This is a genomic window from Pseudomonas sp. BE134 (assembly GCF_031456105.1).
Lineage (GTDB): Bacteria > Pseudomonadota > Gammaproteobacteria > Pseudomonadales > Pseudomonadaceae > Aquipseudomonas.
This window is the reverse complement of the sequence record NZ_JAVDUA010000055.1, coordinates 1-14,421: the sequence shown is the minus strand read 5'-3', so window position 1 is coordinate 14,421 and position 14,421 is coordinate 1. Positions and strand designations below refer to the sequence as shown.

Genomic DNA, 14,421 nt, shown 5'->3' with positions numbered 1-14,421 from the left:
CTACTTTGTTCATGGCAACGGTCTCCGGTAGGCCCCCTGTGAAAGCTTAGTGGGCGATCACAGGGGGCAGCGGGGGTAGCCATTTCATTAGTGGAGATGAGTCGCCCACAAATGGCGTGATTACACCGATCCCCATGTGGGAGCGAGCCTGCTCGCGATGGGGCCATTCCAGCCAGCAAAATTTTGGTTTTGCCGGAGCGTTCCCGTTTATTTGTACGACCTTTCCTAAAGGGTATTGCCGACACCTTAAGCCTGAAACGACGGAATAGACTCGCGTTTTTCCTCGTCCTCAGGAGTCCGGCATGAATGCATCCAGCGTCCCCGACAATGCAACCGACGACCGTTTCAATGAAGTGCTTGCGCTGATTCAAAGTGCCAAGCAGCAGGCCATGCAGGCGGTGAATACCCAGCTGATTGAGTTGTATTGGCAGGTGGGTGCTTACATCAGTCGCAAGCTGGAAAAGGCCGAATGGGGCGATTCTGTGGTCAGTCAGTTGGCCGAGCATCTGGCCAAGACCCAACCTGGGTTGCGCGGTTTTACCCGGCGTAATTTGTTCCGTATGCGCCAGTTCTACGAGGCTTACCGGGGAGATGAAAAAGTGTCAGCACTGCTGACACAATTACCTTGGACCCAGAACCTGCTCATTCTAAGTCAGAGCAAACTCCCGCAAGAACGTGAGTTTTATCTGCGCCTGGCCATCCAGGAAAAATGGTCGACGCGTGAGTTAGAACGTCAGTTCAAGGCCGCACTGTTCGAGCGAAGCGTAACCCAGCCGGCAAAAATATCACCGGTACTGAGACAATCTCACCCGACCGCGCTGGATATATTTCGTGATGCCTACATGCTCGAGTTCCTAGACCTGCCAGGTGGCCATGCCGAAAGCGATCTGCATAAAGGGTTGCTGGCGCGCCTCAAGGAGTTTCTGATCGAGCTGGGTCGCGATTTCTGCTTTGTCGGTTCCGAGTATCCGCTGCAAGTGGGCGGGTGTGATTTTGCCCTGGATCTGCTGTTCTTCCACCGTGGCCTTAATTGTCTTGTAGCCATTGAACTTAAGGTCGGTTGCTTTAAGCCGGAGTATTTGGGCAAGCTGAACTTCTATTTGGAAGCGTTGGATCGCAATGAATGCAAGCCCCACGAAAACCCGGCCATCGGTGTATTGCTCTGTGCCAGCAAGGATGACGAAGTGGTCGAGTATTCCCTTAATCGCAGTCTGTCGCCTGCGCTGATTGCCGAGTATCAAGTCCAGCTACCGGATAAGCAGCTGTTGCAGGCCAAACTACATGAGTTCTATGCGTTAAATGTCGCGCAAGCAGAGGAATCCTGAACTCGCTCAGGCTCCTTATTCCCATAAGCCATAAGCACCACACTTTGCGTGATATGGCCTGCGAACGTTTGTCGGTATGATAGTCGCCCCCGCAGTCTGGATTGCGAATACGCCATGACCTTGCAGTACCCAACCATCGCCGATTGCGTCGGCAACACTCCGCTGGTTCGTTTGCAGCGCCTGCCCGGCGCCACCAGCAATACCCTTTTGCTCAAGCTCGAAGGGAATAACCCGGCGGGTTCGGTCAAGGACCGGCCGGCGTTGTCGATGATCACACGCGCCGAATTGCGCGGGCAGATCCACGCCGGCGATACGCTGATCGAAGCAACCTCCGGTAACACCGGGATTGCTTTGGCCATGGCGGCCGCGATCAAGGGTTACAAGATGATCCTGATCATGCCGGACAACTCCAGCGCCGAGCGTAAAGCCGCCATGACGGCGTATGGTGCCGAGCTGATCCTGGTCACCCAGGAAGAAGGCATGGAAGGCGCCCGCGACCTCGCTCAGCGGATGGAAGCCGAAGGCCGTGGCAAGGTGCTGGACCAGTTCGCCAACGGGGATAATCCGCAAGCGCACTACACCAGCACCGGCCCGGAAATCTGGCGTCAGACCGAAGGCACCATCACCCACTTCGTCAGTTCGATGGGCACCACCGGCACCATCATGGGCGTCTCGCGCTACTTGAAAGAGCAGAACGAAGGCGTGCAAATCATCGGCCTGCAACCGATGGAAGGCTCGGCGATTCCGGGCATCCGTCGCTGGCCGCAGGAATACCTGCCGAAGATTTATCAGGCTGATCGCGTCGACCGCATCGTCGACATGGCGCAAAGCGAAGCCGAGGACGTGACCCGTCGTCTGGCCCGCGAAGAAGGCATCTTCTGTGGCGTGTCTTCGGGCGGTGCGGTGGCAGCGATGCTACGTCTGTCCCTGGAAGTTGAAAACGCGGTGATCGTCGCGATCATCTGTGACCGTGGCGACCGTTACTTGTCGACCGGCATTTTCGACGCGCCTAACTGATGGCCAAGCACGAGAGAGGCCTGCGCTTCCAACCCACGGGCGGCAGCAAGGCCCCACAAATCCCGACCGGCAAAAAGCAGCGCTTGAGCATCGAGCGCCTGGCCAATGACGGTCGCGGTATCGCGTTTTTTGAAGGTCGCACCTGGTTCGTCATCGGCGCCCTGGCCGGTGAAGAAGTCGAGGCGCGGGTGTTGGGCGCCCATGGCAAGGTAGTCGAGGCGCGTACCGAGCGCGTGTTCCAGGCCAGCGAATTGCGTCGTCCGGCACCGTGCCCGCATGCCGGACGCTGCGGCGGCTGCAGCGTGCAGCACCTGCCTCATACCGAACAACTCGCCCTGAAACAGCGCATGCTCGCCGAACAACTGTCGAAGGTCGCCGGTATCGAACCGCAAGAATGGGCTGCGCCGTTGAGCGGTCCGGAATTCGGTTATCGCCGTCGCGCCCGGGTAGCGGTGCGCTGGGACATGAAGACGAAAAGGCTCGAAGTCGGATTCCGTGCCGCGGGCAGTCAGGACATCGTCGCGATCAACGAATGCACGGTACTGGTACAACCCTTGCAACCCATCATGACCCGCTTGCCGGAGATGTTGCGTCGTTTGAGCAAACCTCAGGCGCTGGGGCATGTGGAATTGTTCAGTGGTTCGTCGTTGGCCGTGTTGCTGCGGCACATGGCGCCGTTGTCTGACGCTGACATGACGATCCTCAAGGAGTTCTGCGCTTTCCATGAGGCCCAATTGTGGCTGCATGGAGAGGGCGAACCGCAACCGGTCGACGCCGAGCAGTCGCTGGGTTATCGCCTGGAGCAATGGGGTCTGGACCTGGCCTACCGGCCCGGGGATTTCATTCAGGTCAATGCCGGGGTCAACGAGGCGATGGTGGCCCAGGCGCTGGACTGGCTCAAGCCTCAGGCGGATGAGCGGGTTCTGGATTTGTTTTGTGGTCTGGGCAATTTCGCCCTGCCGCTGGCCAAGGTCGTTCGTGAAGTGGTCGCGGTGGAGGGTGTGCAGGCCATGGTCGAGCGCGCCGCCCTTAACGCGGCTAGCAATAATCTGCATAACGCGCAGTTTTTTCAGGCCGATTTATCCCAGCCTTTGACTAATGGCGAATGGGCGCGCGAAGGCTTTTCTGCGGTACTCTTGGACCCACCGCGAGACGGTGCTTTCGAGGTGGTGCGCAAGCTGGCGTCCCTGGGCGCCAAACGGTTGGTGTACGTGTCGTGCAACCCGGCAACGCTGGCGCGCGACACGGTTGAATTGATCAAGCAGGGCTACCGGTTAAAACGTGCCGGGATTCTCGATATGTTTCCTCAAACGGCACATGTCGAGGCCATGGCGTTATTTGAAGCGAGCTAGGACGGCTCGTCTGGTCCGACTGGCCCGCCCGTGCAGCTCTCGCATGAGCCCCGTGAGGGCAATCGGGCAATGAAGGTCAGCGATTTGACGCATTGAATCTGCGTCATAGGGAAGGTAAGCAAGATGGTACAGGTGAGAGCACACCAGCCGATCAATACCGACGGCAGTATCAATCTCGAGGCTTGGCTCGATCATGCGGTCAGTGTCGATCCGGCACTGGATCGCGAAGCCTTGAAGGAAGCGTGCGAGTTCGCTCGCATGTCAGAACAACAGGCCAATGCGGCGAAGAATCTCTGGTCCGAAGGGACTTCGAGTTTCCGCACGGGCCTTGAGATCGCCGAGATTCTGGCCGACCTCAAACTCGATCAGGATTCATTGGTCGCCGCGATCTTGTACCGTGGCGTGCGCGAAGGACAGATCCTGTTGCCTGCCGTCAGCCAGCGCTTTGGTCCGGTGGTGGCCAAACTCATCGACGGCGTGCAGCGCATGGCAGCGATCAGCGACAGCCTGAGCCCGCGTAAATCCATGGTGCTGGGTACTCAGGGCCAGGTTGAAAACCTGCGCAAAATGCTGGTGGCCATGGTCGACGACGTGCGCGTTGCACTGATCAAACTGGCTGAACGCACCTGTGCGATTCGTGCGGTGAAAACCGCCGGCGACGAGAAGCGCAATCAGGTCGCCCGTGAAGTCTTCGATATCTACGCACCGCTGGCTCACCGCCTCGGTATCGGTCACATCAAGTGGGAACTGGAGGACTTGTCCTTCCGTTACCTGGAGCCTGACCAGTACAAGCAGATCGCCAAGTTGCTGCATGAACGTCGCCTGGATCGCGAGCGTTTCATCAGCGATGTCATGACCCAACTGAAAAACGAATTGCACGCCACCGGCGTCGATGCCGACATCAGTGGCCGGGCCAAACACATCTATTCGATCTGGCGCAAAATGCAGCGCAAGGGTCTGGAATTCAGCCAGATCTACGACGTGCGCGCCGTTCGCGTGCTGGTGCCGGAAATGCGCGACTGCTACACCGCGCTCGGCATCGTCCACACATTGTGGCGGCACATCCCGAAGGAATTCGACGACTACATCGCCAACCCGAAAGAGAACGGTTACCGCTCGCTGCACACGGCGGTGATTGGCCCTGAAGGCAAGGTGCTGGAAGTACAGATCCGCACCCACGCCATGCACGAGGAAGCCGAACTGGGCGTGTGCGCGCACTGGCGCTACAAGGGCACCGACGTCAAATCCGGCTCCAACCACTACGAAGAGAAAATTTCCTGGCTGCGTCAGGTCCTGGAGTGGCACGAAGAGCTGGGCGATATTGGCGGCCTGGCGGAACAGCTGCGGGTCGATATCGAGCCGGACCGGGTCTACATCTTCACCCCGGACGGTCACGCCATCGACTTGCCCAAAGGCGCGACACCGCTGGACTTCGCTTACCGCGTGCACACCGAAATCGGTCACAACTGCCGGGGCGCGAAGATCAACGGGCGCATTGTGCCGCTCAACTACAGCCTGCAAACCGGTGAACAGGTCGAGATCATCACCAGCAAGCACGGCACGCCGAGCCGAGACTGGCTGAACCCGAACCTGGGTTACATCACCACCTCGCGAGCGCGGGCGAAGATTGTCCACTGGTTCAAATTGCAGGCGCGCGATCAGAACGTCGCGGCCGGTAAAACCTTGCTTGAGCGTGAACTCAGTCGCCTCGGTCTGCCGGCGGTAGACTTCGACAAGCTGGCCGACAAGGCCAACATGAAGACGGCCGAGGATATGTTCGCGGCGTTGGGCGCCGGTGATTTGCGCCTGGCGCAACTGGTGAATCTGGCGCAGCAACTGGTCGAGCCGGAACGCGGCAACGAACAGCTGGAGCTGATCCCGCGCAAAGCCACGGGCTACAAACCGGGCAAGCGCGGCGATATCCAGATCCAGGGCGTCGGCAACCTGATGACGCAAATGGCCGGCTGCTGCCAGCCATTGCCGGGGGATGCAATCGTCGGTTACATCACTCAGGGCCGTGGCGTAAGCATTCACCGCCAGGATTGCGCCTCGGTGCTGCAGCTGGGCGGTCGCGAGCCGGAGCGGATCATTCAGGTCAGCTGGGGGCCGGTGCCGGTGCTCACCTACCCGGTGGACATCGTCATTCGCGCCTACGACCGTTCCGGTTTGCTGCGTGACGTGTCGCAGGTGCTGCTCAATGAGCGGATCAACGTACTGGCGGTCAACACCCGCTCGAACAAAGAGGACAACACGGCGTTGATGTCCCTGACCATCGAGATTCCGGGGCTGGATGCGTTGGGGCGGTTGCTGGGGCGGATTTCCCAGTTGCCGAACATCATCGAAACCCGTCGTAACCGGACGCCTTGATCGCATGTTCAGCGCCGATCCACTGTGGGAGCGAGCCTGCTCGCGAAGAGGGCGTGTCAGTCGACATCAATGGCGTCTGACACACCGCTTTCGTCGGAACGCCGCCCGGAGCAGGCTCGCTCCCACAAGGGATTTTGCAGTGAGAGAGATTGATGTATTCACTTGATGACCTGCTGCACTTGATGAACCGGCTGCGCGACCCGCAGTTCGGTTGCCCATGGGACATCAAGCAAACGTATGCCACCATCGTCCCGCACACCCTTGAGGAAGCCTACGAAGTCGCTGACGCCATCGAGCGCGGTGACTTCGATCACTTGCAGGGTGAGTTGGGCGATTTGCTGTTTCAGGTGGTGTATTACAGCCAACTGGCGCGGGAAGAAGGGCGTTTCGAATTCGACGGCGTGGTCGACAGCATCACCCGCAAGTTGATCCGTCGGCATCCTCACGTGTTTCCTACCGGTGATCTGTATGCGCCCGTGGACATCCCGCGCCTGAGTGAAGAACAGGTCAAGCAGCGCTGGGAAGAGATCAAGGCCGAGGAGCGCGCCGAGAAGTCAGCGGCACCGTTGCAGTTGTCGTTGCTCGATGATGTCCCGGCTGCGTTGCCTGCCTTGTCCCGTTCGGCGAAACTGCAAAAGCGCGCCGGGCAGGTCGGTTTCGACTGGCCGGACGCCTTGCCGGTGCTGGACAAGGTTCGCGAAGAGCTCGATGAAGTGCTCGAAGCCATGGCCGACAATGACTCGGCAGCGATTGCCGATGAGGTCGGTGACCTGCTGTTTTCGGTGGTCAATCTGGCGCGTCACCTCAAGGTTGATCCGGAAACCGCGCTGCGGGGTGCCAACAGCAAATTCGAAAGGCGCTTCCGTTTTATCGAACAGGCATTGCGCGATACCCACCGTCCCATAGAAGATTGCACCCTCGAAGAGTTGGACGCCCTGTGGGGCGAAGCCAAACGTCAGGAAAAGAATTTGACCAGCTGCGGTTGAGCAGTTGCCTAAGTGAGAAACAAGCACCATGAGCATTTCCCTTCGCGACCAGTTGCTCAAAGCAGGGCTGGTCAACCAGAAGCAGGCCAAACAGGTCGGCAAAGAGAAGCAGAAACAGCAGCGCCTGGCCCACAAAGGTCAGATCGAACTGGATGACTCGCAGCAGCGCGCCGCACAGGAAGCCATGGCCGAGAAGGTCAAGCGCGACCAGGAGCTGAACCGTCAGCAGCAGGAAAAGGTCGAGGCCAAGGCTCGCGCCGCTCAGATCAAGCAACTGATCGAAGTCTCGCGTCTGCCGAAGCTGACCACCGAGGACTACTACAACTTCGTCGACGACAAGAAGGTCAAGCGCCTCTGCGTCAACACGCTGATGCGCAACCAGCTCAGCAATGGCTTCCTGGCCATCGTGCATCACGCCGGCGGCTACGAAGTCATTCCGCGTGAAGCAGCGCTGAAGATCCAGGAGCGCGATCCACAGCGCATCGTGCAGATGAACGTGAAGACTGAAGAAGTGGCAGCCGAGGACGATCCGTACGCGGCCTATCAGATTCCGGATGATCTGATGTGGTAAGCCGTTAAAGGCTTCCAGCTACGACAAACCCCGCTCATGGCGTAATGCTGTTCACTTAAGCCAAGACGAACCTTGTAGCAGCTGGCGAAGCCTGCGTTCGGCTGCGTAGCAGTCGTGAAATCAAACGATGTGGTGTTTCAGGAAGTCCGCGCGTTCAGGATTTACGACTGCTACGCAGCCGGACGCAGGCTGCGCCAGCTGCTACAGGAACTGTCGTGAAGTTAGGGCAAAAAAAAACGCCCCGAACCAGTCGGGGCGTTTTTGTGTGCAGCGAAACGGCGAGGTATTACTTACCTGCCCAGCGCTTCAGGACCAGCGTGGCATTGGTGCCACCGAAACCGAAGCTGTTGCTCATCACGGTGTCGATGGTGGCGTTTTCGCGAGTCTTGGTCAGGATCGGCATGTCGGCCACTTCCGGGTCCAGTTCGTCGATGTTGGCGGAACCCGCCATGAAGTTGCCTTCCATCATCAGCATGCAGTAGATCGCTTCGTGAACGCCGGCGGCGCCCAGGGAGTGACCCGACAGGCTCTTGGTGGAGCTGATGGCCGGAGCCTTGTCGCCGAACAGTTCGCGAACACCTTTCATTTCCATGACATCGCCCACCGGAGTCGAGGTGCCGTGGGTGTTCAGGTAGTCGATCGGAGCGTCAACGGTGGACATTGCCATCTGCATGCAGCGGATAGCGCCTTCGCCGCTTGGGGCGACCATGTCGTAGCCGTCGGAAGTCGCGCCGTAGCCAACGATTTCCGCATAGATCTTCGCGCCGCGAGCCAGAGCGTGTTCCAGTTCTTCGACCACGACCATGCCGCCACCGCCGGCAATGACGAAACCGTCACGCTTGGCGTCGTAGGCACGGGAAGCTTTTTCCGGGGTTTCGTTGTACTGGCTGGACAATGCGCCCATGGCGTCGAACAGGAACGACTGGCTCCAATGCTCTTCTTCACCGCCGCCGGCGAACACGATGTCCTGCTTGCCCATCTGGATCTGTTCCATGGCGGTACCGATGCAGTGAGCACTGGTCGCGCAGGCAGAAGCGATGGAGTAGTTCAGGCCCTTGATCTTGAACGGGGTGGCCAGGCAAGCGGAAACGGTGCTGCTCATGGTCCGCGTGACACGGTATGGGCCAACGCGCTTCACGCCTTTTTCGCGCAGGATATCCAGCGCTTCCATCTGGTTCAGCGTGGAGGCGCCACCGGAACCGGCGATCAGGCCGGTACGCGGGTTGGAGACTTGCTCATCAGTCAGACCGGAGTCAGCGATGGCGTCTTTCATGGCCAGGTAGGCGTAAGCCGCCGCGTGGCCAACGAAGCGAAAGATCTTGCGATCGATCAGTTCTTCGAGGGGAAGGTCGATGGAGCCGGAAACCTGGCTACGCAGACCCATTTCGGCATATTCCGGGTTGAACCGGATGCCAGGGCGGCTTGCACGCAGGTTAGCGGAGACGGTCTCTTTGTCATTGCCCAGGCACGAAACGATGCCCAGACCAGTGATAACGACGCGGCGCATGCGGATAACCCTTAGAAGTTGTCAGTGGAGGTGAAAACGCCGACCCGAAGGCCTTCGGCGGTGTAGATTTCGCGACCGTCGACAGTCACCGAACCGTCGGCGATGGCCAGGTTCAGCTTGCCCTTGAGGACGCGCTTGATATGAATGTTATAGGTGACTTTCTTGGCGGTCGGAAGGACCTGACCAAAGAACTTCACTTCGCCCGAACCCAGGGCGCGACCGCGGCCCGGCAGACCTTGCCAGCCGAGGAAGAAACCGACCAGTTGCCACATGGCGTCGAGGCCCAGGCAGCCTGGCATCACCGGATCACCTTCGAAGTGGCAGGCGAAAAACCACAGGTCCGGAGTGATATCCAGCTCGGCGACCAATTCACCTTTGCCGTACTTGCCACCTTCTTCGCTGATCAGGGTGATGCGATCGACCATCAGCATGTTCGGGGCGGGCAGTTGCGCGTTACCTGGGCCGAACAGCTCACCGCGACTGCAGCGCAGCAGGTCTTCCCGGGTAAAGGCGTTTTGTTTGGTCATGCGAGCTCCTCAATAGTCCGATGCGGCAGGGTGGGGCAAATCTCCCGGCCGATCGAAGCGTTCATGCCTCGAACCGGCAGCCTACTCATAGACTATTGCGTTGTGGTGAAAGTCACAGCACCAAGGACATGAATGTACACTTGTGCACTGAAATTATTATTCAAGCCCCTTTTCGGGCCTGTTCGGGTGCCTAAGACTGCCGCACTTTCGCCTTTCACGCCAGTCGCAGATGGTCGAAAGGCCTGCTCTACTGCACCCAGCGCTGCAAAATTTGCTGTAAATCAGTACGTTTGAAGGGCTTGGCGAGATAATCGTTCATGCCTGCCGACAAACAGGCCTCGCGGTCGCCCTGCAAGGCATTGGCGGTCAATGCGATGATCGGCACGTCCGCGCAGCCGGGCAATTGGCGGATCTGTCGGGTCGCCTCATAGCCGTCGACGATCGGCAACCGGCAGTCCATCAGAATCGCTTCAAAAATCAGGCTCTCGGCGCTGCGCACGGCTTGCGCACCATCGGTCGCGACGCTGACAGTAAAGCCCAGGCTGCGCAACATGGCTTCGATGACGGTCTGATTGACCGGGTTGTCCTCGACCAGCAGCACATTGCGCCCCGCGCCATCACCCTTGCCGGTCTGTGCCCGGGGCGTCAGTACCGGTAACGACTGCTTATAGAGTGCCAGCGGGATTTCCAGGGTAAACACCGAGCCCAGGCCGTCTTCGCTTTGCGCCCGCAAGGTGCCGCCCATGCGCTCGGCCAGGGTGCGGGCAATCGGCAAGCCCAGACCGGTGCCACCGTAGCGCCGTGAAATAGAGCTGTCGGCCTGCTGGAAGGGATTGAACATCAACTCCAGGCTTTCAGCCGCAATACCGATGCCGCTGTCGCGCACGGTGCAGGTAAACCACAGCAGTTCGTGATCCAGCGATTGCCACTGCGGTTCAATGCTGACGCGGCCCTGTTCGGTGAACTTCAATGCATTGCCCACCAGATTGACCAATATCTGCCGGATTCGGGTCGGATCACCCTGAACCTGAATGGCGCGCATGTCCTCGGGGATCAGCAACTGCAGATCGAGCCCGCGCTGCAACGCGCTGTGCTGGAACGATTGGGCGCAACTGCTGATCAGGTCCGCGAGGTTGAACGGGATGTGTTCCAGTTCCAGCTCCGAACGCTCGATGCGCGAGAAGTCGAGAATGTCGTTGATGACCTTGAGCAGGTGTTCGGTGGACTCCGAGGCCAGCGCTGCGTATTCGATCTGCTCCTCAGTCATATCGGTAGTTTCCAGCAGCTGTAGCATGCCGAGCACGCCATTCATCGGCGTGCGCAATTCATGGCTCATCATCGCCAGGAAGTCAGACTTGGCATTGTTGGCCTTTTCCGCCTCCTCGCGTGTCTGGATCAACTGCGCCATCGCCTGCTGCTGCTCGCGGCTGGCTTTTTCGAGGCCGGCGGCGAGGTTGTTGATGTGCTGCGACAGCGCGCCCAGTTCGGTGTCGTCGACAATCGGCAGGGGTGTTTTGTAATCGCCGTCATGGATCGCCTTGACGGCGTTGCCGATATCGCGGATCGGTTGCGACAGGCTGCTCGCCAGGCGCCGGGCTACCAAAAAGGTAAACAGCAAGGCAAACAGCGCCAGGATGGCGGCTTTGAACAGGATTTCCTGCTGACGCTGGCTGAAGGCGTCATTCGACAGTCCGACGATCACCCGGCCCAGATAATCCTCAGTGGGGCCAACACTGGCGGCTTTGGCTCCCTGAAAGAAATCATTGTTGAGCGCTATCCGCTGCAGCCGCACTGGCGCCTGGAACACTTGGACCTGTTGCGAGCGCCGGTAGGTTTCCGACGGTTGCTCGACGTACACCAATATCCGGTTGGCGTTGTCCTGGACCTCCAGAAAGCGCACGTGCGGCGTGGCGAGTGTCGCCTTGAGCAAACTTTCAAGCACCTCGTTGTTACCTGAAATTACCCCGTATTCGGTGGCGGGGGCCAATTGGTTGGCGATCAATTGCCCGGTGTGGTTAAGCTCCTGCCGCAGGTCCTGGATCCGTACGAAGGTAAAGAAGCTGATCAGCAGCAATGTCAGCAGCAAGGCAGGGCCGAGGCTGATCATCTGGGTGCGAGTGCTGATGTCCCAGGGACGACGGAGGATCATGGCAGGGCTTTTCCTTCAGCCAATTGGGTGGCAACAGCTGCCTCATTGATCGGTTCGATACCTAATGAACGAGCCACTTGCGGATTACTTGATACTTTGAAGTGTTGCGGATAGAGCGTACGCGGCCAACTCGCCGCAGGCAGATCGAGCAACTCGTCGAGCACCTGCAGCCAGTCGCTCTGATCGCTGTAGGTGCTGGCCAGGCTGCCGGCCCTGACGAAAGCGGCGTTGGGGCCGATCAATGCCAATTGCCGGGAATAGCTGCTCAACAGCAGGTTTTTTGCGGTTTTCGGGTTGTAGAGGTCGGGATCGTCGAGGCCCAGCAGGACGTCACAGTTTTTCAGCAAGGTCTGCAGGGGACGGCTGTCATGGGTGTTATCCCAGCGCTCGACAACCACTTCAAGCTCCAGCCCAAGGGCGGCCAGGCGCAATTCTTTCAACAGGAACTCGCTGTGTTTGTCGTACAGCACACCGATGCGCTGCGCCTGGGGGAGGATGAGTCGGGTCAGGCGCAATTGTCGGTCAAGTGGCGGATCGCTCCAGAGCAGGCTGAGGTGGGGTGGAACGTTAACGCCAAAGCGTTGCCGGGCTTGCAGACGGCTGATGCGCAGCACCAGCGTCGCCGGACCCGGAGCCTCTTGTTGGCGCCAGTCGAGGCTCGGCAGATCAAGCAGGATCAGGCGGGTGGCGGCGGGCAGTTTGCCGGGTGATGGAAGGCTCGCCAGTGGCTGGAAACGCACACTGTCGGCAGGGCGCATGTCGCTCAGCGCGTGGACGAAGGATTGCACGCCGGGATTGTCCTCGGCGCCGGTCAACAGAATGTCGGCAGCTTGTGTCGGCAGGGCGCCGAGCAGACAGCCAGCTACCAGGCACAACCTGGCCAGCAGGCGGCCCGGTGACGGCGGTTTCCATGACTGGCGATGCCGCATTTAAAACATCAGCTCCGCGCTGAAATAAAGCACCCGACGCTCGTCGTAGTTATTGTCGACGAACGTGGTGGGCTGGTTATCCAAGCGTTGTTGCAGGATGCCGGCCAGTTCCAGATTGGCCTTGCCCAGGCCGATGCGCTTGGCAATGCGCGTGTCGACCCGCTCAAAGCGGTACCCATTTAGCGCATCGTCGCCAAAGTAGAAGATCGCGCTGTTCCAGCCCTGTCCCCAATCACGCAGCCAGCCGGCTGAGCCGCTGTTGCGCGCGGTCTGCTGCTCATCCAGGGGGTTGCTCGCGTCGGCGTCCACGTAGGCATAGTTCAGGCGCAGGCGGTCAGCGCGGCCGAGGTGCCAGTCCAGTTGCGTTTCAGCTCCGGTGAACCGGGCATTGTTAGAGTTGCTGGCAATGTACTGATTGTTGCGCAGCGGTTCGCTGATCATGCCGCTGATTTCGTCGTAGAACAGCTTCACATCGACGCTCAACCCCAGTCCGGCGAAGTAGCCGTTGTAGCCCAGCTCTCGCGAGCGCATGCGCTCCTGGTCGAGATCGCCCGGACCACGGGTCTTGACGAAGTAACGGGCGCTGGTCTGGCCGTAAGCCGTGGGCCGCAAATTGCTCACCCGGTAACTCCAGTTGACGTTGTTTTCGAACATGTCTGGCGAACGGATCGCCTCCGAATACACAGCACGCAAGCCTTGGCGTGGAGTGATCAAGTAATTGACTGCCACGCGCGGGGTCCATGAGCTGCCGATCAAATGTGTGGTTTCGAACATTGCCCCGCCCTGCAGCAACCAATGCTCGGTGGCGCGCCATTCGAGTTGGCCAAACGTGCGCCACGTGGTGTCGTCGAGCGTGCCGTTGAAGTAGGTTTCGGAATCTGCCCGGTCGTAACGATAGTTCATGCCGCTGACCAGTCGCAGACTGTCGGACAGGCTGAGTGTGTCTTGCACTTCCAGGTCGTAGCGCGATTCCCGGGAGCTTTGATCGATGTCGCCACACACTGTTTGTCGGGCGCCGTTTTTCCATTGCGCCAGCACTTGATTGGCCAGCGCCTGTTCCGCTGGCGTACCGCGAGGTGCGCCAGTACCGGTGAAGCGATCCATGTTGCGCGCCAGTCGTTCGGTGTAGTTCGGGTTGAGCTGCCAAAGCCGGGTCAGTTCCGGGCTGAATGACGCCTCGGCATCACAGGCACGCCAGGTTTGCTGGCGATCCCAATGCTGAGCGGAGCCCTGGACATAAAGGCTGTGCTCAGGATTGATGTCAAGGTTCCAGCGCAACGAACCTGCGTAGTCTCTGGCGGCGACGTCAGAATTGTTCCCCGCGGCAGTAATTCCCGGGAATACCGGGCGGTAGGTATATGGCCGCTGGTTGGTGCCATCCTTTGCATTCAGTTGCCAGTCGATGTTTTGGTTTTCGGTCAGCGTCTGGCTCACGGCGAGGTTAAAACGGTTCAAGCGACGGCTGTCCCGATAGTCGGTACCGTTGCGGTCCGAATCGAAACCGTCGTCTTGCTGGCCGGACAGTGACAGACGCAGATCACCACCGTCCCAGCCGCTGCCCTGGCTGGCGTAATAGTCGTTGATGCCGCGCTGGCCGCGGGTCACTTGTGCGCCCAGCATGGGCGCCATCCTAGAGGTGAAAGTCCTCTCTTGAGCTGGCCACAGCGAATGAAGCGAAGCGCAACTGCATG

10 protein-coding genes and 1 pseudogene are annotated in these 14,421 nt (G+C 59.4%); 6 read left to right on the top strand and 5 right to left on the bottom strand.

Annotated elements, in window-relative coordinates:
• Nucleotides 1-302: 302 nt before the first annotated feature.
• The 6 genes from J2Y56_RS28065 to J2Y56_RS28040 all read left to right on the top strand — a co-directional run bounded on the left by J2Y56_RS28065 (nucleotide 303) and on the right by J2Y56_RS28040 (nucleotide 7,618).
• On the top strand, nucleotides 303-1,325 hold the full coding sequence (locus J2Y56_RS28065; protein WP_310354047.1) for a PDDEXK nuclease domain-containing protein: 1,023 nt from the start codon (nucleotides 303-305) through the stop codon (nucleotides 1,323-1,325).
• A gap of 114 nt (nucleotides 1,326-1,439) precedes the next feature.
• On the top strand, nucleotides 1,440-2,342 hold the full coding sequence (gene cysM / locus J2Y56_RS28060; protein ID WP_310354044.1) for a cysteine synthase CysM: 903 nt from the start codon (nucleotides 1,440-1,442) through the stop codon (nucleotides 2,340-2,342).
• A complete protein-coding gene (gene rlmD / locus J2Y56_RS28055; protein ID WP_310333901.1) occupies nucleotides 2,342-3,694 on the top strand; it encodes a 23S rRNA (uracil(1939)-C(5))-methyltransferase RlmD in 1,353 nt (450 codons plus the stop codon). The genes cysM and rlmD overlap by 1 nt, the downstream gene beginning before the upstream one ends.
• Before the next feature lie 123 nt (nucleotides 3,695-3,817).
• Nucleotides 3,818-6,061 (top strand): GTP diphosphokinase, encoded by a 2,244-nt coding sequence (relA, locus tag J2Y56_RS28050; RefSeq protein WP_007949509.1) that lies wholly within the window; start codon nucleotides 3,818-3,820, stop codon nucleotides 6,059-6,061.
• Between the two features lie 152 nt (nucleotides 6,062-6,213).
• The gene (gene mazG / locus J2Y56_RS28045) at nucleotides 6,214-7,047 is read left to right on the top strand and encodes a nucleoside triphosphate pyrophosphohydrolase (RefSeq protein ID WP_310354040.1); all 834 of its coding nucleotides are present in this window, start codon (nucleotides 6,214-6,216) and stop codon (nucleotides 7,045-7,047) included.
• Between the two features lie 28 nt (nucleotides 7,048-7,075).
• On the top strand, nucleotides 7,076-7,618 hold the full coding sequence (locus J2Y56_RS28040) for a DUF2058 domain-containing protein (RefSeq protein ID WP_007949507.1): 543 nt from the start codon (nucleotides 7,076-7,078) through the stop codon (nucleotides 7,616-7,618).
• A gap of 286 nt (nucleotides 7,619-7,904) precedes the next feature.
• Here J2Y56_RS28040 and fabB read toward each other — a convergent pair whose 3' ends face one another.
• The 5 genes and pseudogenes from fabB to J2Y56_RS28015 all read right to left on the bottom strand — a co-directional run.
• Nucleotides 7,905-9,125, bottom strand: a complete 1,221-nt coding sequence (gene fabB, locus J2Y56_RS28035) for a beta-ketoacyl-ACP synthase I (RefSeq protein WP_007949506.1) — start codon at nucleotides 9,123-9,125, stop codon at nucleotides 7,905-7,907.
• An 11-nt stretch (nucleotides 9,126-9,136) separates the two neighbouring features.
• Nucleotides 9,137-9,652: a 3-hydroxyacyl-[acyl-carrier-protein] dehydratase FabA gene (fabA, locus tag J2Y56_RS28030; RefSeq protein ID WP_003179264.1), complete on the bottom strand. Its 516-nt coding sequence runs from the start codon at nucleotides 9,650-9,652 to the stop codon at nucleotides 9,137-9,139.
• Nucleotides 9,653-9,899: 247 nt separating this feature from the next.
• On the bottom strand, nucleotides 9,900-11,801 hold the full coding sequence (locus tag J2Y56_RS28025; protein WP_310354038.1) for an ATP-binding protein: 1,902 nt from the start codon (nucleotides 11,799-11,801) through the stop codon (nucleotides 9,900-9,902).
• Entirely contained in the window at nucleotides 11,798-12,730 is a 933-nt protein-coding gene (locus J2Y56_RS28020) for a hypothetical protein (RefSeq protein ID WP_007949504.1), read from the bottom strand. The genes J2Y56_RS28025 and J2Y56_RS28020 overlap by 4 nt, the downstream gene beginning before the upstream one ends.
• Nucleotides 12,731-14,338: pseudogene (locus J2Y56_RS28015) on the bottom strand (TonB-dependent receptor plug domain-containing protein); the annotation flags it as partial.
• Between the last annotated feature and the right edge of the window lie 83 nt (nucleotides 14,339-14,421).